Source organism: Pseudomonas sp. NFX98 (assembly GCF_047784845.1).
Taxonomy (GTDB): domain Bacteria; phylum Pseudomonadota; class Gammaproteobacteria; order Pseudomonadales; family Pseudomonadaceae; genus Aquipseudomonas.
In genome coordinates this window covers 75,734-97,051 of sequence record NZ_JBLNNF010000017.1, presented here as the reverse complement: position 1 = coordinate 97,051, position 21,318 = coordinate 75,734, and the positions used below count along the sequence as shown (strand labels likewise).

Sequence of the window (21,318 nt, the reverse complement as noted above, 5' to 3'; positions counted from 1 at the left end):
GCCGAGGCTCGACTACCCAATAAAAACAAACAATCAAATATCGTAACTTTCTATCTTCTGCCTTGCATTGTCGCCAAGCCGGGCTCGAATATACTCTCGATTACTTTCTACAAGCGAAGGGACTTTCCGAAATACGGACTCACCACGATAGAGTTTCGCACTGCGGGTATCCCAATCTACAAACAACACTTTGGTGGAATAGTTTTCTCGAATAAACCGAACCATCCCCAGCGCCAAGGTGACTTCACCATTTACTTCAGTACAAGTCCCCGCTGCTATCCCGCCCACACCATGTTCCAGCAAATTTCGCTCATACAGCGTCAGCGCCGTTTCGCGTTTTTTCAAAGCGTTGATGGCGTCACCCGCCACTTTCAGCATCAACGCGCTAGCTGGCCCGGGAAGTGCCACTCCCGCTATGACCGAGCCTAGAATCTCCAGCACCAGCTGGTCCATGCGAACGCTGGTCCCTCCAATGTTCATATCGTTATAGTATTTTTGGGTAGGGAGCCAGCCAGCGCTATACATAACTTCAACGAATAGGGCATACCATTCTTTACCCTGGGATTCGAGAGGATACTTTTTATTTGCCACAAGGCTCGCAAACAAAAACGCATGCAGGACATCTTCCTGATTCTGCGCACTCAAATTTGCTGTAAAAGCCAGAATACCTTCCCCGACAATAGCACCTTTAGTGGGGGCTTCAATAGAACCGTCGGCTGCGCTCACCAGAACATTATCCAATTGATACGTACGCAGCCGCTGCATGTTTGCAGCAATATCAAACCCGTCCATCTCTCTATCAATCATGATATTTTTCCATTAGTTAAAACAGGCTCTCCATGAACCTGACAAAACAACCTTAACCAAACAACGAACAACCAACAAACAGAAACTTGTAACTTTGCATACCCATCGAAAACCGCACCCCACAACATTAAATCTCGTCAAGAATCAAACCGAACACATAAGCAAAGAGTTTTTAATCATGCATCCACACAAACTATTGAGTGGCTGATAGACTCCGTTTCAACAATTTTCCTGCGGCGAGCCAAAATCATGCTCCACGTGTTATTCAGCGTTTACCTGAAGATGCTGGTGCTCTACAGCCCGTTCTTCGTGTTGTCCTGCTTCATCAGTCTCACCCGCGGCTACTCACGCAAGGAACAACGTCGGCTGGCCTGGAAAGTGGCGACCGCCACGCTGGTCTCCAGCGTGTTGCTGTATCTGTTTGGCCGAGTGATTTTCGACGTTTTCGGTATCACCGTGGACGCGTTCCGGATTGGCGCCGGCAGCGTACTCTTCATCTCGGCGCTGGGCATGGCCCAAGGCAAGTCGGCCGTGCAGACCGACAACGTGCAGCAGGACGTGACCATCGTCCCGCTGACCATTCCGCTGACGGTCGGCCCCGGCACCATCGGTGCCTTGCTGGTTATGGGCGTAAGCCAGCCGCACTGGGACGACAAACTCACGGCCATTCTCAGTATTGCGCTGGCCAGCTTCACTGTCGGCGTGGTGCTTTTCTTGTCCAGCCGAATCGAGCGCATTCTCGGTGATCAGGGGTTACAGATTGTCAGCCGGTTGATGGGTTTGTTCGTGTGTGCATTGGCCGCGCAGATTATTTTCACCGGAGTGAAAGGGTATTTGGTGCCATGACGGCGCCACAGGTCACGTAATCCTGCCCTGGTTCAATATCGGGCGTGACCGCTATCATTTGATGCCACCGTACAAAGGTGATGATTTGCTCCCTGCTTCTAGCAAACGCCCTCGCCGCCATTTCGAACGCGTGATGTTTCACCGATACCGGTGAAGTAAAACTGCGCGTCAAGAAGGCCAGCTGCAAAAAAGGCTCTTCCACAGCTTGCGTCGTTTCAAACTCAAGGTGGAACAAATCCATGCAGGCGTTGCGTGAGCTCACTGCAAACAGAACATGCACGGTAAAGCGTTGCTCCTCTTCCTTCCCTGGCACCTTGACCATGCGCTGACTGACACAGCGCTCCCGAAAGCGCACCGCTGGTGGTGAATACGTGGGAATTTTGCTGAAGGCACTCAATGCGTCGAGTACTAACGCACTCTGTTCCCGAAGCGACGGGCCTGCCATTGCCTGAATGATCACATCACTAAGCGTGACGCTGGCTTGCCCTTCAAATGTTGGCCGAAGCACTTGCTCTCCCCGGAGCGTCCAAGCGTTCCGCTCAAGCGCTTGGGCAAACGTTCTGTGCCATTGCGAAAACCTTCCGGCATTCGGAAATTTACTCGACGCCATCAATCGGGAGGCGAGTAATGAATACAACGTGTCGCACTTCATTTGGCTTTCCAATGAACTCGACAACACGCTTAATAGCCCAGTATCGACAAATGACTCCTGACGGAAACTATCCATGCTTCACCTTCCAGACCACGAAAGAAAATAGAACTTCGAGCATCAAAGCTTTCATCCTATTTACAACCGAACTTTGAAATATTCGAGTCTTGCCTTGTCGGCCGCTGCCCGAATAAAATCCTTAACGACATTGTACGCACGTCTATTTAACGTCCGACGGGTAGCCGCGCTGTATACTTTAACTTCTTCACCTCGATACTTGAAAAACAGCATCTTTGTTATAAGCTCCCTGGTTTCCATCTGCAGGGCACACGCAATCATTGTTGGCCGTCCGTCCAGCAAAACACAGGGAGCGACCTGAAAGTTACCGGCTCTATTGCGTTTCCTTTTCAGCTCTATCAGTTTTACTGCACCTTCGTTTTTTTCCAGAGAATTAAAGGCGTTGGAGATCAGCGGCAAAACTTTCAGCTTATCGGCACCGGCGGCCAAGGCGATGATTTGTAGCGCAGCCTCGTCCATGGTGAAGTCCAGCTCCCCACTGATGTACTCCCTGTAAGGGTCGCTCATGGTCGGCCAACCGCAATTCGTCAATGCCGTGCTGTATTCGCCATACCATTCGCGGCGCTGGGTTTCGCGGTTGAAGAATTTGTCTGCACGTATTTCCGCATAAAGAAGCGTATCGTCGAATGCCTCGCGATCATCACCCGATAGTCTTTCATCATAAGCAGCAATGGTTGACCCCAATACAGCGGCGGATTCCTTGTCACTTTTTTCCGAGGCCATTTTCATACTTGCCATATGCGTCATCGGCCTCAAAACTTTGGCAAGCCCGAAATATTCCCATTGCGCCGCATAATCGAATGCTTCATCAATATCTTCAGCCATCTCGTTCACTTCCCTGTTACTTAAATAGCCCTACGCGTTGCAGGAAAGCAAAATCTAGCAACCCACCTGAAGTGGGTCAAACATGAAAAAGCCACAAGATATGGTCACGCACAACTGCCGACTCAAAAGTTAAAACTTTAAATAAAAAACAATATGGGCCGGCATTGCACCGGCCCACGCTTCAACTTACGGCTTACTGCCATACCAACGAGGTGTGTATACCCACGACCCGCCTTCTGCGCGAGGAAAGACGCAGGTGGTCGAGGAACCAATCAGCACCATGGTTCGCATATCAACCTGATCTGGCGTCAGTTGCCCGAGGGTCGTCACCCGTAGCGTCTGCCCCGGCCGCCCGATGTCGCGCCCCAAAACCACCGGAGTCTCTGGCACGCGATGCCGGGCGACGATCTCCAGCGCTTGCCCCAATTGCCAAGGACGTGAACGCGAAATCGGGTTGTAGAACGCCAGGGCCAGATCTGCCTGGGATGCCAGGTCAAGCCGCTTCTCGATGATCGACCAAGGCTTGAGGTTGTCCGACAGCGACAGCACACAAAAGTCATGACCCAACGGTGCCCCGGCCTGGGCCGCAGTTGCCAGCGAGGCAGACACACCCGGCAGGATCTCGAGATCGACGTTGTGCCAATGAACGTCATCGGATTCGTGAAGCGCTTCGAGCACCGCAGCAGCCATGGCGAAAACACCTGGATCGCCCGACGACACCACCACCACCGACCGCCCTTGGGCCGCCAACTCGAAAGCGTGACGGGCGCGCTGCATCTCTTCACGGTTGTCGGTGCAGTGCAGCACCTGGTCCGCGCGGAATGGCCCGGCCATGCGTACATAGGTTTCGTAACCCAGCACGTCATTGGCGCGTGCGAGTTCGGCCTTCACCGCCGGCACCATCAACTCGGCCGCACCCGGCCCAAGACCTATTACCGCCAGGCGCCCGCGCGCACGGCCGATCTGCAACGGGTCCAATGGCCGCTCGGCCACCGCAATGGCGACGGCATCATCACCAACGATGGAAGCTGCAGGCTCCATAGCCTGACGTGCCAGTTCAACGGCTCCACCCACGGCACTGGAAAAGCGCAAAGGCACACCCAGTTCGAGTGCCGCTTCACGCAGCGCCGAGCTAGCCATTTCGGTTTCGGCGGCCAACAGACAGGCCACCGACTGCACGGCAATTGCAGCCTGATGCAATGCCTGGCGAATCACGCTCGGCAAATCCGCAACGCTGGCACTGACCGCGACCAACACGCTGCGCGGATAGATCAGCAATTCGTTGGCCGCCGGTATGCGTTCGGCATGACTGACGTGCACCGCCAGCCGCGCCTGTGCATCCTCAGGCAACTGCGCTTGCGCCAGCCACGGTGCCGAACCTTCGATGCGCACGGTTTCGCCGGCGAGCAGATCGGAAACGAAACGCTTACCCAGTTCCAGATCGCCCAAGGTATAACCGCTGGGCGGGTTGAGCAGGCACGTACCGAAACGCAGTTCACCGCTGGTGGTGATGGCCGGTGCGACGTCGAGGTGGACGGCAATCTCTCGCGCCATCACGTTCACACCGCCCAGGCCACCGAGCAACGGTACCACCGCGCTGCCGTCTTCAGCCACGGCCAGCACCGGTGGCTCGGCGCCCTTTTCGAGCAGCAACGGTGCCAGTGTGCGGATCACGATCCCTGCCGCGCACAACGCGATGATCGGCGTGTTCTGTTGATACAGTTCTCGAAGGGTCGCGCCGAACTCGTGATAGACACGGTCCGCGCCATCGACCCGTTCGGCCAGCCCATGGATCAGGGCGCCGGGGTAAACCTGTTGGAGCGTACGCGCGGTGGCGAGGCTGCCATTGCCGAGAATGACAATCGCCGGAGCTGGTCGGGTCATCAGCCTTGCCACCTTTCGCCGGGAACGATGATCAGCGAGAAATACGGCGAGGACATCGGCTCGACCTGATCCAGCGGCACGATTTTCTGGTTGGCCATGGTCGCGCGCTCGACGTACAACGCACGCTCAGCGAGACCGAGTTCTTCCAGCACCTGGCGAACCTTGGGAAAGTTGCGCCCCAGCTTCATGATCACCGCCGCGTCGGCGTCGGCCAGGCGACGCTTGAGTTCGTCATGGGGCAGCACGCCGGACAACACCGAAAGACTCTGATTGCGGTACACCAGCGGCGCGCCGAGTACCGAGGCGCCGCCGAGCATCGAGCACACGCCCGGCACGACTTCGGCCTGGTAGCGCTCGGCGAGCCGGTCGTGCAGGTACATGTAGGAGCCGTAGAAGAACGGATCGCCTTCGCAGATCACCGCCACGTCGCGACCGGCATCGAGGTGCGATGCCAGCGCTACGGCGGCCTCATCATAAAAATCGCTGATCACTTGTTCGTAGGACAACGGCGCCGGCAACGCTTCGGTGGTCACCGGGTAAACCAGCGGCAACAGGTTTTGCGCTTGCTGCAGATGCGCCTCGATGATGCCGAACGCATTGCCTTTTTTACCCTTGGCGACGAAGTACGCCACCACCGGCGATTCGCGCAGCAGGCGCAGGGCTTTCACGGTAATCAGTTCCGGATCACCAGGGCCGACGCCAAGGCCGATCAAACGTCCAGGTTGCTGCATCATTCGATCTCCGTGGCGAGGGCATTGACGGCGGCGGCGGCCATGGCGCTACCGCCCAGGCGACCTTGCATGATGACAAAAGGCACGCCACGGCTGTCCGCCGCCAACGCTGCCTTGGATTCGGCGGCGCCGACGAAACCCACCGGAAAGCCGAGGATCAGCGCCGGTTTCGGGGCGCCGGCGTCGAGCATTTCCAACAGATAAAACAGTGCTGTTGGCGCGTTGCCGATTACCACCACACTACCCTCCAGATGAGGACGCCACAGCTCCAGCGCGGCAGCAGAACGGGTGTTACCCAGTTCGCGGGCAAGCTCTGGAACGCTCTCGTCACGCAGCGTGCAGATCACCTGATTGTTCGCCGGCAACCGCGCGCGGGTCACGCCTTCGGAGACCATTCGCGCATCACACAGGATCGGTGCGCCGGCAGCCAGCGCGTCACGCCCCGCCTTGCCCGCACCTTCGGAAAACTGCAAACCGTCGATGGCATCGACCATGCCGCAGGCGTGAATCACCCGCACCGCGAGTTTTTCCAGATCGGCCGGGATTCGCGCGAGGTTGGCCTCGGCGCGAATGATCGCGAAGGAGTTGCGATAGATCTCCTGACCGTCGCGGATGTAATCAAGCATCAAGGGGGCTCCGTGAGCGGGCGTCGAGCAAAGTCGCGACCGCTTCGATAGTAAGGTTGCGAGCGTGCAGGGCGCCGAAACCGGGCTGCGCTGCATCGCGAAAATAGAGATCGTAGTGGCCGGGGGCGACGGCCAGCAATGTGACCGGCGCAATGTGCGCGGCGGCACAGGAACGCGGACAACCACTCAGGTGCACATTCAGCGCGTGACCGTGACGTTGCAGCAGAGTGGCCAGTTGCAGGGCATCGCCCTTGGTTTCGGCCAGACCTTTGCCACAGCCGCTTGAACCGGTGCAGGCGATCATTCGTGTCAACGATTGTCCGGGGTCGCACAAAAAACGTAATTGCTCCAGTCGCTCAACGACTTCAGCGGCGTGTTGGTTGCGAACATTGGGCAGCAGCAGACTTTGCCACGGGGTAAACCGCAGGCTGCCGTCGCCGAACTCGCTCGCCAGTTGTGCCGCGCCCCGCAGCATCGCAGGGTCAAGGCGTCCCAGTGGCGATATGGCGCCCACATAGACAAGACCGACCTGGGCCTGTGGATGAGCACCGATGTGCAGAACCACTGAATCCTCTGTGCGTCGCCAATCGGTCATGGCATGGAAGGACAGGCGCCCGGCAAGTCGACTCAGGAAGTCTTCGACCGAATACTCGGCCAACAAATGACGCATCCGCGTTTGCTCGGGTCGCGCCAATTCCAGAAACAACTCAAGCACCGCGACCACGAGGTTGTGGCCATCGTCGAGTGCCACCGAACCTGCGGGCGTGTCCGTTGGGCAACCCGCCAGACCGAACGCCCACCGCACCTCGTCGTCTCGCACAAAGGCCGAGAGCCATAGGTCGTGGGGATGTTCGAGCATCGCCAAGGCCTCGCCACCATCGAGTTGCACGGCAAACTTGGCGCTGAGGTCGTGAAAGGGTTCGTGATTTTGCAGCGTAGCGAGGATCCGCTCGGCCAATGGACGTGTGTCGAGCAGCATCTTGCGATCGATCCCGGCGCTCGGGCTGAGCATCAGGTTGCGCACGTCATCGCCCGCCGCGTTTTGCGGCCCCAGACCGGCGGCCAGCAGACTCTCGATCAATGCCGTTTGCTCACAGCCAATCCCGCGTATTTGCAGATTGGCGCGGTTGGTCGCCTCGATCGCGCCACTGGAAAAATGTTCTGCCGCACTTGCCACAGCCTTGGCCTGGGTGCTGCTGATCGAACCGCCGCCGAGTTTGATCCGGCAGATTCCGCCATCCAGCGCCGGGACAATACGCAGCAACCCCGGACAGGCCGAGGGGCGTAAGGCGTTGGATACAGGGCGTTCGTTCAAGGGCGCAACCAGCTGGTGGGAAAAGCGCTCTGAGGGCGCAAGCGCGGTATTATGCCTGCTTTGTTCGAGGGCATGAAAAGTCTGCCCGTCGGAACAACCGCAAATGAGGAGTTTAGATGTCGCCTTGGCTGACAGTTGTAGGCATCGGTGAAGACGGTTTCAAAGGTCTGGGCAAAAACGCCCGGCATGCGCTGCTGCGTGCCTCACGGATCTACGGTGGTCAACGGCATTTGGATTTGTTGCCGCCATGCATTCGTGGCGAGCGCCAATGCTGGCCGAGTCCGTTCTCGATCGAACCGGTACTGGCCCTGCGTGGCGAACCTGTCTGTGTTCTGGCCAGCGGCGACCCGATGTTTTTCGGCGTCGGGGCCAGCCTTGCGCGGCGGGTGTCGGCCAATGAAATGCTGACGCTGCCGGCCCCCTCTTCTTGCTCGCTGGCCGCTGCCAGAATGGGCTGGCCATTGCAGGACGTGGTGACGCTGTCGGTGGTTGCCCGCCCTGTCGCCGCACTCAACGCGCAATTGTTCAGCGGCGTGCGCTTGCTGGTGTTGGGCAACGACGGCAGCAGTCCCGCCGCTATCGCCGCACTGCTGCGTGAGCGAGGCTTCGGCCCGAGTCGCCTCAGCGTGCTGGAACATTTGGGCGGCGAAGCCGAGCGGCGTATCGACGGCATCGCCAGCGACTGGACCGATCCCGACATCGCCGACCTCAACCTGATCGCCATCGACTGCATTGCCGAACCGAATACGCCTCGCCTGTCACGTCTGGCCGGCCTGCCGGACTCGGCGTTCAAGCATGACGGCCAACTGACCAAACGCGACATCCGCGCAATCACCCTCGCACGCCTGGCACCGATCCCCGGCGAACTGCTGTGGGACGTCGGCGCCGGCAGCGGTTCGATTGGTATCGAATGGATGCGCGCCCACCCGAGTTGCCGGGCACTGGCCATCGAGGCCGACGAAGGCCGGCAGCAACTGATCGAGCACAACCGCGATGCCCTCGGCGTGCCCGGCCTGCAATTGATTCGCGGCCGCGCGCCACAAGCCCTCGACGGCCTCGAACGTCCGGATGCGATTTTCATCGGTGGCGGCGTCACCCGCGAAGGCGTGCTGGACGCTTGCTGGGCCGCCCTCAAACCCGGTGGCAGATTGATCGCCAACGCGGTCACGCTGCAAAGTGAAATGACCCTGATGGCGTGGCGTGAACAACACGGCGGTGAGCTGACGCGCATTCATATCGCTCAGGCGCAGCCGCTGGGCGACTTCGATACCTGGCGCCAGGCCTTGCCGATTACCGTGCTGGACATGACGAAGCCTTTTGATGCGTGACGAGACCGCCGAACAACCCGCACCGCTACGCAGTGGCCTGACCACGGGTAGTTGCGCCACCGCGACCAGTCTGGCGGCGGCTCGCCTGTTGCTCGCTGGCACAACGGCGGACGCGGTGGAAATCATCCTGCCCAAGGGCAAGCACGTGCCGATGCGCCTGGAATTCTGTCGACTGGCGAATGAAGGTGCCGAAGCGGGAACCATCAAGGACGCGGGCGACGATCCGGACGTAACCCACGGCGCACTGCTCTACTCCCACGTGCGCCTGAACCATGAGCCGGGCATTCGCTTCAACGCCGGACGCGGGGTCGGCACGGTCACCCGTCCCGGGCTGGTACTGGGCGTCGGCGAACCGGCGATCAACCCGGTGCCGCGCAAAATGATCAGTGATCACCTGACCCGGCTGGCCGACGAGCTCGGCTACAGCGGCGGTTTCGAGGTCACGGTCAACGTCGAGAACGGCGAAGCCCTGGCACTGAAAACCATGAACCCGCGCCTGGGCATTCTCGGCGGTTTGTCGATCCTTGGTACCAGCGGCATCGTCCGGCCGTTTTCCTGCGCCGCGTACATTGCCTCGATCCACCAGGGCATCGATGTGGCGAAAACCAACGGCTACCTGCACATCGCCGCCTGCACCGGCAACGCCAGTGAAGACACCATGCGCCGGGTCTACAACCTGCCGGAAATCGCCCTGATCGAAATGGGCGACTTCGTCGGCGCGGTGCTCAAGCATCTGCGCAAAGTGCCTGTGGATAAACTCAGCATCTGCGGTGGCTTCGGCAAGATCAGCAAACTGGCGGCCGGGCACATGGACTTGCACAGCCGGCATTCAAGCATCGACCTGCCACAACTGGCCGAATGGGCCACCGCGATCGGCGCTGACATAGCGTTGCAGCAAGGCATCCGCGACGCCAATACCAGCCAGCAAGCCCTGGCCATGGCCAGCGCCGCCGGTGTTGCCCTCGGTAATGCGGTGTGCCGGCACGCGCTGGACTTTGCCCGCAGCGTGGTGCCGGCGCAGGTTCAGGTGGAAGTGTTTGCCATCGACCGCCAGGGCGGGATTGTCGGCCACGCGGGAGCTTTTCAATGAAACGAATTTTGCTGCTCGGCGGCGTGACCGAGGCACTGGCCATTGCCCGCACCTTGGGGCCGGAACACATTTACAGCCTCGCCGGCATCGGCCGGGTGCCTACGGATCTGAGATGCCAGGTTCGCGTCGGCGGTTATGGCGGTGCCGAAGGTCTGGCACAGTTCATTCGCGATGAAGGCATCGATTTGCTGCTCGACGCCACTCACCCTTACGCCGCGCAAATCAGTCGAAACGCAGCGACTGCCGCGCGTTTGAGCGGTGTTCCCTGCTGGGCACTGCGGCGCCAGGCGTGGCACGCACAGGCCGGAGATGACTGGCGCGAAGTCAGCGATTGGTCCGAGCTGATCAACGCCCTGAGACCCTTTCGCCGACCGCTGTTCACCCTCGGCCGCGAGCCATTGCAGCACCTGGACGAAATCCCTCCGGAGCAATTCTGGACCCTGCGCGCACTCGACGTTAATCCCGGCAACGAGCGCTGCGAAGTGATCGGCGCGCGCGGGCCGTTTCTGATCGATGATGAACGTGAGTTGTTTGATCGTCGGCAGATCGATGTGTTGATCAGCAAGAACAGCGGCAGCACGGCTACTGAGCCGAAGCTGGAAGTGGCGAGGGAGCGTGGGGTGCCGGTGCTGGTGTTGAAGCGGCCGGTGTTGCCGGGGGTTGAGCGGGAGTTTCTGACGCTTGAGGAAACACTTGACGCGTTGTTGGAGTTCATTTCGTAGGGCAGGATGGTCGGCTTGCATGATAAGTAACCTATTTGTTACCTTCAGGGCCGCCAGTGATCACACTCGAAGAATACGTTCAGGACAACGAAACAAGCCCCTTTGGTCGCTGGTTTTCCACCTTGAATGCGCAGGCGGCACTCAAGGTATCCAGTGCGCTGCTCCGGCTGGAACTAGGAAATACATCAAACATCAAGTGGTTCGACGGTCTCGGCGAGTGCCGGATAAATTGGGGCCCAGGCTACAGAATCTATCTTGTTCAGGAGGGGAAGCGCCTGATCATCCTTTTTGGTGGGGGCGATAAATCCACACAAAAAACAGACATCAAACAGGCAAAAACACTGATAGCCGAATTTCGATCCCGAAAAAAGGCTGAACGGCACCGGAGATAACGTCATGGCGCTCACCCGAAGCTACAAACACACCATTGCCGAGCGTGCCCAACGTGACCCCGAGTTCGCCCAGGCGTTGTTGGATGAGGCTGCTACTCTGTTTCTTAACGGCGAACCTGAAATGGCCCGGATCATCTTGCGCGACCTCATAAACGCTACTGTTGGCTTTGAAGAACTCGCAAAGGAAACGGCAAAACCCAGCAAAAGTCTCCATCGAATGCTGTCTGCCAAAGGCAACCCAAGCATGGATAACCTGGCTGCGATATTTGCCGTAATTCGAGCTACGCTGGGAGTAGATATACAAGTACATGCGGTACGTGCGCACTGAGCCACGTGTTTTTACTGCGACACCAAACCGCACGTCGCTTTTTTACTTATCGGCCCTGATCAGGCTAAATAGCCCGCGCCTGATCACCCACCCAAACGGATTTTGTCCCATGTCCCGACAACGGCTCGCAATTGCCTGGATAGCCTGCTTCGCAGTCCTGTTCAACATGCTCGCCATGCCGATGTCCGGAGCGATGGCGCAGTCGGCGAAGTCACCCGTCGAACAATTGTTGTGGGGCAGTTTCTGCACGTCCGGCGGCACCAAACTGGTGGCGATCTCCATCGGCGACATTGAACAGAAAGCCCCGCAGAACGACGATCATTCCAATATGCAGCATTGCTGGTGCTGCTCCGGCTCCGCGCCATTGGTGGCGTTGCCCGGACATATGCCGCAGTTGTATTTCGCGCAGTTCGAAGCCAATCGAAGCCTACCCCCCGCATCACTGAACTCCCCGTCACCGCGCCAGCAATGGCCGAGTCTCAATCCCCGCGCCTCGCCTCTGGTGTGATTCCTTCTCGCAATTGATCTGCGTTTTGAATCGCTCTGGAGAACTGCCATGTTGAACAAACTCATCGTTCTGGTCGCGTTGCTGCTGCCTGCCTGCTTTGCCAATGCCCACGAATACAAGGCCGGCGCACTGGAAATCGCCCATCCGTGGTCGCAGGAGTTGCCGCCGAATGCGCCGACAGTCGCGGCTTACTTCGTGATTCACAACTCGGGCACGACCGCCGACCGCTTGCTCAGCGTCGACTCGCCAATCTCCGGCGAAGCGCAGTTGCACGAGCATGTAATGCAGAACGACCTGATGAAAATGCAGCTCGTTCCGAGTGTGGAAATCCCTGCCGGTGGCAATGTCACGTTTGCCCCGATGGCCTATCACGTAATGCTGCTGGGCTTGAAAGACCGCAGTCTGCTCAGCGACGGCAAGCGCTTTCCGATGACCCTGCACTTCGAGAAGTCCGGTGACGTGACGGTCGAAGTGGCGGTGCAGAAGCAGGCGCCCGAGGTTACGCAACAACACGCGCACGTCCAGTAACCAACTGAGCTGAACACGCCCATGCGCCCGCTTAGCGCCAGGTCATCCAGTCCACGTCGTCAGCCATCGAGCCTGACACACGGCAGCTGGATCAGCCTGTTCGCCATGCTGATGATCTTTATCGGTCCGCTGATTTCCCAGTCGATGCCGATGGATTCGCGCACCCCGATGTCCATGAACATGTCGATGGACATGAGTATGGACATGTCGGCCATGGAGCACGCCGAACATGGCGCGCAACCCTCGGCCGAACATTGCCCGCCTGCGGCCGGGCACCATGCAATCTGGGAAAAATGCGGCTATTGCAGCCTGCTGTTCAACTGCCCGGCATTGACCGGCGGCGGGTCCTTCGTCGCCTTCAATATCCCGCCCGTCAGTACGTTCACCATACCCTCCCCGCGCCTGGGCCATGCCCGGCAAACCTTCTTCCCCGGCGCCCGCACCCGCGCCCCGCCCATCGTCGCGTAAACAGCCACCTCTGATTTCACACGGTCCGCAAGACAATCAAATCAACCTGTGGGAGCGAGCCTGCTCGCGATGGCGTCCGGTCATACACATAGTTGTTGGCTGATCCTCCCTCATCGCGAGCAAGCTCGCTCCCACAGGGATTGCACTGGTTGTCGGCCGTGTCGTTTACGACTGTTCGATGGAAATTGTCATGTCCAGGTTTTCTGCTGACACAGGCTTGAGCCCTGCCCAAGCCATTTTTACCCAGAACGAATCCAGCATTCGTTTCAGGCACGCCACTGCGATTCTGTGCAGTGCGTTGCTGGCGCCCTCCGCGCTGGCCGATGAACACGCCGGTCACAGTGAAGAACTGAGCCCGACGGTCATCACCGCCATTGCTCCGAGTTCACCGCTGACCATCGTTACCAACCCGAAAGACCCGCGCCAACCGGTGCCGGCCAGCGATGGCTCGGACTATCTGAAGACCATTCCGGGTTTCGCCCAGGTGCGCAATGGCGGCACTAACGGTGACCCGGTGCTGCGCGGCATGTTCGGTTCGCGCCTGAACATCCTCACCAACGGCGGCATGATGCTCGGTGCCTGCCCAGGTCGGATGGACGCGCCAACCTCGTACATCTCGCCGGAAACCTACGACAAGCTGACCGTGATCAAAGGCCCGCAAACCGTGCTCTGGGGCCCGGGCGCTTCGGCGGGCACCATCCTCTTTGATCGCGAACCGGAAAGCTTCGGCGAGCTCGGCACGCGGGTGAACGCCAGCGTACTGGCAGGTTCCAACGGCCGTTTAGACAAACTGGTGGACGCCGCTGCCGGTGGACCGCTGGGTTACGTGCGAGTGATCGGCAACACCGCGCATGCCGACGACTATCGGGATGGCAACAACGACACCGTCCCGTCGCGCTATGACAAATGGAACGGCGACGTTGCGCTCGGCTGGACTCCGGATGCCGATACCCTGCTGGAGCTGACTGCCGGCAAGGGCGACGGTGAGGCGCGTTACGCCGGGCGCGGCATGGACGGCTCGCAGTTCAAGCGCGAAAGCCTCGGCTTGCGTTTTGAAAAATCCAACATCAGCGACGTGATGGAAAAACTCGAGGCGCAGGTCTACTACAACTACGCCGACCACGTCATGGACAACTACACCCTGCGCACACCGTCCGGCACCGGGATGATGTCCGGGCCGATGGCGTCCAACGTCGACCGCCGCACCCTCGGTGCTCGAATCAAGGGCACCTGGCGCTGGGCCGATGTGCAACTGATCAGCGGCATCGATGCGCAGACCAACGAACACCGTCAGCGCAGCGCGATGGGGATCGACACCTACAAGGACCAGCCGTACACCAAGGATGCCGACTTCCATAACTACGGGGTATTCGGCGAACTGACCTGGTACGCCGCCGAGCGTGACCGACTGATCAGCGGTGCACGCCTGGACCGCGCTTCGGCCAAGGATTTTCGCCAGACCACCGGCTCGGGAATGATGACCCGGCCGAACCCGACCGCCGACGACACCCGCGCCGATACCTTGCCCAGCGGTTTCATCCGTTACGAGCATGACCTGGCCGACAGCCCGACCACTTTGTATGTGGGCGTGGGGCATACCCAGCGGTTCCCGGATTACTGGGAGCTGTTTTCGCCTAATTCCGGCCCGGCCGGATCGGTGAATGCCTTCGATTCGATCAAGCCGGAAAAAACCACCCAGCTCGATTTCGGCCTGCAGTACAAGACCGAACTTCTCGAAGCCTGGGCCTCGGCTTACGTCGGCCAGGTGCGCGATTACATCCTGTTCAACTACACGCCCGGAATGATGGGCATGACCTCGCAAGCCGAGAACATCGACGCGCGAATCATGGGTGGCGAACTGGGCGCTGCCTACAACTTCACCCAAAACTGGAAAGCCGATGCGACCCTGGCCTACGCCTGGGGCAAGAACAGCAGCGATGGCAGTGCATTGCCGCAAATGCCACCGCTGGATGCTCGTTTCGGCCTGACCTATAGCGAAGACAACTGGAGCGCCGGCGCACTGTGGAGAGTGGTCGCCGCGCAAAACCGCATTGACCAGAACAAAGGCAACGTGGTCGGCAAGGACTTCGACAAGACACCCGGTTTCGCCGTGTTCTCCCTTAACGGTGCCTATCGGATCAACAGCAACTGGAAGGTCAGCAGCGGCGTCGACAACCTGTTCGGCAAGGCTTACGCCGAACACTTGAACCTGGCCGGCAACGCCGGTTTCGGTTACCCGGCCAATGACCCGCAAGCCATCAAGGAACCGGGGCGCACGCTCTGGACGAAGGTGGACATGAGTTTCTAAGCGTTTCGTGGGCAGCCCGCTCCCCGTAGGAGCGAGCCTGCTCGCGATCGGTTGCGCAGCAACCGCCAACACACAACTAAAAGACCCAAGCCAAGCGGAGCACACGTGATGAAACAGCCCAAAGTGAATTTCTACAACCTGGCCTGGCGCTGGCATTTCTATGCCGGATTGTTTGTTGCGCCATTCATGGTGATGCTGGCCCTGACCGGCACCATTTACCTGTTCAAGCCGCAGCTCGACTCGCTGATGTACAGCAGCATGCTCAACGTACCCGCCGGCCATCACACGATCCCGGCCGACGACCTGCTCAAGCGCGTCAAAGACTCGTACCCACAAGGCACGATCAAGCAGTACCTGCCACCGGTCAACGCCGAACGCAGCGCGCAGTTTGTCGTGCTCAACGCTGGCAACGAACTGAACGTATTCGTCGATCCGTACCACGGCGACATCCTCGGCGAGCAAGACGCCAAGAAGAACCTGCAAGCAATCGCGCGGGCGATCCACGGCGAGTTGATGATTGGCACCGTCGGTGACCGGTTGGTTGAAATGGCTGCCGGTTGGGGCGTGGTGCTGGTGGTTTCCGGGGTGTTCCTGTGGTGGCCGCGCGGCCAGGCAGCGGGTATTTTGTGGCCGCGTTTGAGCAGTCGCGGCCGCATCTTGTGGCGCGACTTGCACGCCGTCACCGGTTTCTGGGGCGCGTCCCTGTTGCTGGTGATGCTGCTCAGCGGCATGACCTGGACCGGCTTCTGGGGCCAGCAGTACGCGGCCGTTTGGAACGTCTTTCCGGCGGCGATGTGGGATGACGTACCGAAGTCCGATGTCGAAGCTCGCAGCCTCAACAGCGCCACCCGCCAGACCGTGCCATGGGCGATGGAAAACACACCGATGCCGATGTCCGGCGATCACGCCGAACACATGGCCCACGGTGGCGCACAAGCCGGCCCGGCCGCGCCGACCATCAGCCTGCAAGATGTGCAGAACATCGCCACCCAAAGCAAGGTTGAACCGGGTTACAGCATCACCTTCCCGACCACCGCCACCGGCGTATTCACCATCGCCGTATTCGCCGATGACCCGCGCAACGATGCCACCCTGCATGTCGATCAATACACCGGCAAGGTCCTCGCCGATGTGCGCTACGAACAATACGGCACCGTCGCCCGCGCCACGGAAATCGGCGTGATGCTGCACGAAGGCAAGATGTTCGGTGTGGTCAACCAGATCATCGTGTTGCTGATTTGCCTGATGATCCTGCTCAGCGCCGTCAGCGGTGTGGTGATCTGGTGGAAGCGTCGTCCGCAAGGCAAATTCGGCGTGCCGCCGCTGCGCCACGACCTGCCGAAATGGAAAACCGCAATGGTGATCATGTTCGCGCTGGCGGTGGCGTTCCCGTTGGTGGGGGCTTCGCTGGTGGTGGTGTGGGTGCTTGATCGCGTGGTGCTGTCGCGCTTCACCCGGCAGACTGAGTCGGCCTCATCTTCATCATGAAACAGGCGAGATGCGCGGTTTAGAGATGTCTGTAGAATCCCCGCGCATGTCACCCCGACCTCATCGCGAGCTAGCTCGCTCCTACAGGCCTTGCGCAAAACCTGTGGGAGCCGGCTTGCCAGCGATAGGGCCATCAGCATCACCTCAAGAGCCGCTGCATGCCCTCGCTGAACCTCACAAGCATTTCCTGGACACCCCTCGGTCACGGCCACTGTCATCACCAGTTCCAGCTGCGTGATGCCTCGCTGCACGTAGCTGCCGGGGAGTTTGTCGGGTTGATCGGCCCCAACGGCAGCGGCAAGACCAGTCTGCTGCGTTGTGCCTGGCGCTTCAGCAAACCGGAAAGCGGCGAGGTCCGGCTCGACCACCAAAACGTCTGGAAGCAATCCTCACGCTGGTGCGCGCAACGCATCGCCGTGGTGCTGCAAGAGTTTCCCGATGCCTTCGGCCTCACCGTGGACGAAGTGGTCGCCATGGGCCGCACGCCGCACAAAGGCCTGTTCGATGGCGACACCGTCGAGGATCGAAACCTCACGAGCCAGGCACTGGAATCGGTCGGCCTCAAAGGCTTCGAAGATCACGCGTTCACCATCCTCTCCGGTGGCGAAAAACAGCGAGTAATTCTCGCCCGCGCCCTGGCCCAGCAACCGCAACTATTGATCCTCGATGAGCCGACCAATCACCTCGACCCACGCTATCAACTGGAGCTGCTGCAGTTGGTCAAACGCCTGAAAATCGGCACGCTGGCGAGTATCCACGACCTCAATCTGGCCGCGGCATTTTGCGATCGGCTGTACGTGATCAATCACGGCCGCATCGTGGCCAGCGGCACGCCGAAAGAAGTCCTCAACGCTGCGCTGCTACGCAACGTGTTCGGCGTCGAAGCGCTCATCGATGAACATCCCCTGCACGGCTACCCACGAATTACCTGGATTACCCAACCATGAATTTTCTGCGCTCCAGCCTTTCCCTCGTTCTGATGCTCGGCAGCGCCCAGGCATTGGCCGAGGCCACGCACTACCCGTTGAAGATCCAGAGCTGCAACCGTGAGGTGACCTTCCAGCAAGCGCCGAAACACGCGGTCAGCCACGACATCAACATGACCCAGATGATGCTCGCCCTCGGCCTCAAGCCACAGATGGCCGGCTACAGCGGCGTGTCTGGCTGGAAGTCGGTGACGCCCGAGATGCAGACCATCCTCGACGGCTTGCCGGAGCTGGCGGCCAAGTACCCGTCGGTGGAAACCCTGCTCAATGCCAACGTCGATTTCTTCTTCGCCGGTTGGGATTACGGGATGCGCGTCGGCGGTGATCTCACACCGCAAACCCTGCAACCGCTGGGTATCAATGTGTATGAGTTGACCGAGTCTTGCGCCTTCGTGATGAAGCGTCCGCCGGCCAGTCTGGAAGACACCTACAACGACCTGCGCAACCTCGGCAAAATCTTCGACGTGCAGGATCGCGCCAACGCGGTCATCGCCAGGATGCAGACGCAAGTCACCGAGATCCGCAAAGACCTGCCCGCCGACAAACCACGGGTGTTCCTATACGACAGTGGCGAAGACCGGGCGATGACGTCCGGCCGTTTGGGCATGCCGCAAGCGCTGATCGATGCGGCGGGCGGGCAAAACATTCTCGACGACGTCGACGCGAGCTGGACCCGGGTCAACTGGGAAAATGTGGTCGAGCGCAATCCGCAGGTGATCGTGATCGTCGACTACGGCGAAGTCACCGCCGCACAGAAGATTGAATTTTTGCGCAACAACAAGGCACTGCAATCGGTGGACGCAATCAAGCACCAGCGCTTCATCGTCATTCCTTATGTGCAAGCCACGCCGGGAATCGATAACGTGCTGGCCGTCGAAACCCTGGCCAAGGGTTTCCACGGCGCATGATCAATCGTCGCTACGTCTTGTTGCTGGTTGCCCTCGGCGCGTTGTTACTGATGTCGTGTGTGGTGTCGCTGGGCTTCGGTCCGGCGCGGGTGCCGGTGGACGTGGTGGGGCGGATTCTGTTGCACAAGTTGTTCGGCTTCGGCGTGCCGGACTGGAGCGCCGGGCAGGCACACATCGTCTGGTTGATCCGCGTGCCGCGCATGTTGCTCGGTGCGTTGGTGGGCGCCGGGCTGGCGCTGATCGGTGCGGTGTTGCAAGCGGTGACGCGCAACCCGCTGGCCGATCCGCATTTGCTTGGCGTCACCTCTGGCGCGACGCTCGGCGCGGTGATCGTGGTGCTGCACGTCGGTGAAATCGTCGGCCTGCTCACCTTGCCGATCGCGGCGTTTATCGGTGCGCTACTGAGCATGCTGGTGGTGCTGATGATCGCCAGCCGTCACGGTCGCCTGGACAGTGATCGGCTGTTGCTGTGCGGTGTGGCGGTGTCGTTCGTGATGATGGCGATCGCCAACTTGCTGCTGTTCATGGGCGACCACCGCGCCAGTTCGGCGGTGATGTTCTGGATGCTTGGCGGCCTCGGACTGGCGCGTTGGGAGTTGTTGGCCGTTCCAGCCGTCAGTGTGCTGCTCGGCCTGGTTCTGCTGCTGGGCATGGTGCGACCGTTGAATGCGCTGATGGCCGGCGAACAAACGGCGGTGACCCTGGGATTGAATGCGCGCACCGTTCGCTTGCGGGTGTTTTTGATTGCCTCATTGATGACTGGGGTGCTGGTATCGATCAGCGGTTCGATCGGTTTTGTCGGGCTGATGGTGCCGCACATTGCACGGCGCCTGGTCGGGGCTGAACACCGAAGATTGCTGCCGGTGTGCGTGTTGCTCGGCAGTGTGTTTCTGGTTTGGGTCGATGTTGCTGCCCGGACCATGATCGCCCCGGAAGACTTGCCTATTGGCGTGGCCACAGCAGCCATTGGTGGTTTGTTCTTCATAGGCCTGATGCGCCGCCGCTAACCGACCTCCTTCCTCCACAGGTATCAGTGCGCCAATCTGGCGCATGGCAGCGCACCAGTGCACGCAAGCCGTCCCTTCATGGTGCGCCACCCCACCGCGCAACCGCTCTAAAACGACATTTCCCTGCCTTTTCCCGACCGGGCACAGCCCTTGCTAAAGACCCTTCAGTAGTCCGCATCTGCCAACCAAGAAAATTCATAAGTTCATGGAGATCGCACAATGAAGCGTCGCAGTTTGATCAAGGCTTTCACACTCACGGCATCCATTGCCGCGATGGGCATGACCTGGACTGTCCAGGCCGCCGAGACCATCAAGGTCGGTATTCTGCATTCGTTGTCCGGCACCATGGCGATCTCCGAAACGTCGCTCAAAGACATGGCGCTGATGACCATCGACGAGATCAACGCCAAGGGCGGCGTGAACGGCAAGATGCTGGAGCCGGTAGTCGTGGACCCGGCGTCGAACTGGCCGCTGTTCGCTGAAAAGGGCCGTCAGTTGCTGACCCAGGACAAGGTAGCCGTGGTGTTCGGTTGCTGGACGTCCGTGTCGCGCAAATCGGTGTTGCCGGTGTTCGAAGAACTCAACGGCCTGCTGTTCTACCCGGTGCAGTACGAAGGCGAAGAAATGTCGCCGAACGTGTTCTACACCGGCGCCGCGCCGAACCAGCAAGCGATCCCTGCCGTTGAATACCTGATGAGCGAAGAAGGCGGCAGCGCCAAGCGCTACTTCCTGCTCGGCACCGACTACGTCTACCCGCGCACCACCAACAAAATCCTGCGCTCGTTCCTGCATTCCAAAGGCGTCGCCGACAAGGACATCGAAGAGGTCTACACCCCGTTCGGTCACAGCGACTACCAAACCATCGTTGCCAACATCAAGAAGTTCTCGGCCGGTGGCAAGACTGCGGTTATCTCCACCGTCAACGGCGACTCCAACGTGCCGTTCTATAAAGAACTGGCGAACCAGGGCCTGAAAGCCACCGACGTTCCAGTCGTGGCGTTCTCGGTGGGCGAAGAAGAGATACGCGGCATCGACACCAAACCATTGGTGGGCAACCTCGCGGCGTGGAACTACTTCGAATCCGTGGAGAACCCGGCGAACAAGAAAGTCGTCGCCGACTGGAAAGCCTACGCCAAGAAACACAACCTGCCGGGCGCCGACAAAGCAGTGACCAACGACCCGATGGAAGCCACTTACGTCGGCATCCATATGTGGGCGCAGGCTGCGGAAAAAGCCAAGTCCACCGACGTCGACAAAGTCCGCGAAGCCCTCGCCGGCCAGACCTTTGCCGCACCGTCCGGCTACACCCTGACCATGGACAAGACCAACCACCACCTGCACAAGCCAGTGATGATCGGCGAGATACAGGCCGACGGTCAGTTCAACGTGGTGTGGCAGACCGAAGGGCCGATCCGTGCCCAGCCTTGGAGCCCGTTCATTCCGGGTAACGACAAGAAGCCGGACTATGCGATGAAGAGCAACTAAGCCACAGGAAC

Annotated in this window: 22 protein-coding genes; 15 read left to right on the top strand and 7 right to left on the bottom strand. The window is 59.7% G+C overall.

Annotated features, from left to right (window positions below; genetic code table 11):
- Positions 1-33 precede the first annotated feature (33 nt).
- Positions 34-807 carry a hypothetical protein gene (locus tag ACM110_RS22010; protein WP_416129426.1) on the bottom strand — a complete coding sequence of 258 codons (774 nt, stop codon included), beginning with the start codon at positions 805-807 and terminating at the stop codon, positions 34-36.
- Positions 808-1,056: 249 nt separating this feature from the next.
- On the opposite strand from ACM110_RS22010, the gene ACM110_RS22005 reads away from it, so the two are divergent.
- Entirely contained in the window at positions 1,057-1,653 is a 597-nt protein-coding gene (locus tag ACM110_RS22005; protein ID WP_416129425.1) for a MarC family protein, read from the top strand.
- Here ACM110_RS22005 and ACM110_RS22000 read toward each other — a convergent pair.
- From ACM110_RS22000 to cobG, 6 genes are all read right to left on the bottom strand, one after another.
- On the bottom strand, positions 1,622-2,380 hold the full coding sequence (locus ACM110_RS22000) for a hypothetical protein (RefSeq protein ID WP_416129424.1): 759 nt from the start codon (positions 2,378-2,380) through the stop codon (positions 1,622-1,624). The genes ACM110_RS22005 and ACM110_RS22000 overlap by 32 nt on opposite strands.
- Before the next feature lie 60 nt (positions 2,381-2,440).
- Positions 2,441-3,205, bottom strand: a complete 765-nt coding sequence (locus tag ACM110_RS21995; protein WP_416129423.1) for a hypothetical protein — start codon at positions 3,203-3,205, stop codon at positions 2,441-2,443.
- A 186-nt stretch (positions 3,206-3,391) separates the two neighbouring features.
- Positions 3,392-5,089: a precorrin-3B C(17)-methyltransferase gene (cobJ, locus tag ACM110_RS21990; RefSeq protein WP_416129422.1), complete on the bottom strand. Its 1,698-nt coding sequence runs from the start codon at positions 5,087-5,089 to the stop codon at positions 3,392-3,394.
- Entirely contained in the window at positions 5,089-5,820 is a 732-nt protein-coding gene (locus ACM110_RS21985; protein WP_416129482.1) for a precorrin-2 C(20)-methyltransferase, read from the bottom strand. The genes cobJ and ACM110_RS21985 overlap by 1 nt, the downstream gene beginning before the upstream one ends.
- On the bottom strand, positions 5,820-6,446 hold the full coding sequence (locus tag ACM110_RS21980; protein WP_416129421.1) for a precorrin-8X methylmutase: 627 nt from the start codon (positions 6,444-6,446) through the stop codon (positions 5,820-5,822). Before ACM110_RS21980 ends, ACM110_RS21985 begins: the two co-directional genes overlap by 1 nt.
- Complete coding sequence (gene cobG, locus ACM110_RS21975; protein ID WP_416129420.1) at positions 6,439-7,761, bottom strand: precorrin-3B synthase; 1,323 nt, start codon at positions 7,759-7,761, stop codon at positions 6,439-6,441. The genes ACM110_RS21980 and cobG overlap by 8 nt, the downstream gene beginning before the upstream one ends.
- A gap of 116 nt (positions 7,762-7,877) precedes the next feature.
- Between cobG and cbiE the strand changes: the two genes are divergently transcribed.
- The 14 genes from cbiE (at position 7,878) to urtA (ending at position 21,307) form a co-directional block, all read left to right on the top strand.
- Positions 7,878-9,089 (top strand): precorrin-6y C5,15-methyltransferase (decarboxylating) subunit CbiE, encoded by a 1,212-nt coding sequence (gene cbiE, locus ACM110_RS21970; RefSeq protein WP_416129419.1) that lies wholly within the window; start codon positions 7,878-7,880, stop codon positions 9,087-9,089.
- Positions 9,082-10,179: a cobalt-precorrin-5B (C(1))-methyltransferase gene (locus ACM110_RS21965; protein ID WP_416129418.1), complete on the top strand. Its 1,098-nt coding sequence runs from the start codon at positions 9,082-9,084 to the stop codon at positions 10,177-10,179. Before cbiE ends, ACM110_RS21965 begins: the two co-directional genes overlap by 8 nt.
- Complete coding sequence (locus ACM110_RS21960; RefSeq protein ID WP_416129417.1) at positions 10,176-10,901, top strand: cobalt-precorrin-6A reductase; 726 nt, start codon at positions 10,176-10,178, stop codon at positions 10,899-10,901. Before ACM110_RS21965 ends, ACM110_RS21960 begins: the two co-directional genes overlap by 4 nt.
- Positions 10,902-10,957: 56 nt before the next feature.
- Positions 10,958-11,293 (top strand): type II toxin-antitoxin system RelE/ParE family toxin, encoded by a 336-nt coding sequence (locus ACM110_RS21955; protein WP_416129416.1) that lies wholly within the window; start codon positions 10,958-10,960, stop codon positions 11,291-11,293.
- A gap of 4 nt (positions 11,294-11,297) precedes the next feature.
- The gene (locus ACM110_RS21950) at positions 11,298-11,621 is read left to right on the top strand and encodes a transcriptional regulator (protein WP_338584490.1); all 324 of its coding nucleotides are present in this window, start codon (positions 11,298-11,300) and stop codon (positions 11,619-11,621) included.
- Between the two features lie 109 nt (positions 11,622-11,730).
- Complete coding sequence (locus ACM110_RS21945) at positions 11,731-12,129, top strand: DUF2946 domain-containing protein (protein WP_416129415.1); 399 nt, start codon at positions 11,731-11,733, stop codon at positions 12,127-12,129.
- Between the two features lie 48 nt (positions 12,130-12,177).
- Positions 12,178-12,657, top strand: coding sequence for a copper chaperone PCu(A)C (locus ACM110_RS21940; protein WP_416129414.1), 480 nt, complete (start codon positions 12,178-12,180; stop codon positions 12,655-12,657).
- 21 nt (positions 12,658-12,678) lie between these two features.
- Positions 12,679-13,125, top strand: a complete 447-nt coding sequence (locus ACM110_RS21935; protein WP_416129413.1) for a DUF2946 domain-containing protein — start codon at positions 12,679-12,681, stop codon at positions 13,123-13,125.
- A gap of 190 nt (positions 13,126-13,315) precedes the next feature.
- Positions 13,316-15,433, top strand: coding sequence for a TonB-dependent copper receptor (locus ACM110_RS21930; protein ID WP_416129412.1), 2,118 nt, complete (start codon positions 13,316-13,318; stop codon positions 15,431-15,433).
- A 108-nt stretch (positions 15,434-15,541) separates the two neighbouring features.
- The gene (locus ACM110_RS21925) at positions 15,542-16,921 is read left to right on the top strand and encodes a PepSY-associated TM helix domain-containing protein (RefSeq protein ID WP_416129411.1); all 1,380 of its coding nucleotides are present in this window, start codon (positions 15,542-15,544) and stop codon (positions 16,919-16,921) included.
- A gap of 158 nt (positions 16,922-17,079) precedes the next feature.
- Positions 17,080-17,868 carry an ABC transporter ATP-binding protein gene (locus ACM110_RS21920; RefSeq protein ID WP_416129410.1) on the top strand — a complete coding sequence of 263 codons (789 nt, stop codon included), beginning with the start codon at positions 17,080-17,082 and terminating at the stop codon, positions 17,866-17,868.
- Positions 17,865-18,815, top strand: coding sequence for an ABC transporter substrate-binding protein (locus tag ACM110_RS21915; RefSeq protein WP_416129409.1), 951 nt, complete (start codon positions 17,865-17,867; stop codon positions 18,813-18,815). The genes ACM110_RS21920 and ACM110_RS21915 overlap by 4 nt, the downstream gene beginning before the upstream one ends.
- Positions 18,812-19,822 carry a FecCD family ABC transporter permease gene (locus tag ACM110_RS21910; protein WP_416129408.1) on the top strand — a complete coding sequence of 337 codons (1,011 nt, stop codon included), beginning with the start codon at positions 18,812-18,814 and terminating at the stop codon, positions 19,820-19,822. Before ACM110_RS21915 ends, ACM110_RS21910 begins: the two co-directional genes overlap by 4 nt.
- A gap of 219 nt (positions 19,823-20,041) precedes the next feature.
- On the top strand, positions 20,042-21,307 hold the full coding sequence (gene urtA, locus ACM110_RS21905; protein ID WP_416129407.1) for an urea ABC transporter substrate-binding protein: 1,266 nt from the start codon (positions 20,042-20,044) through the stop codon (positions 21,305-21,307).
- Positions 21,308-21,318: the final 11 nt, after the last annotated feature.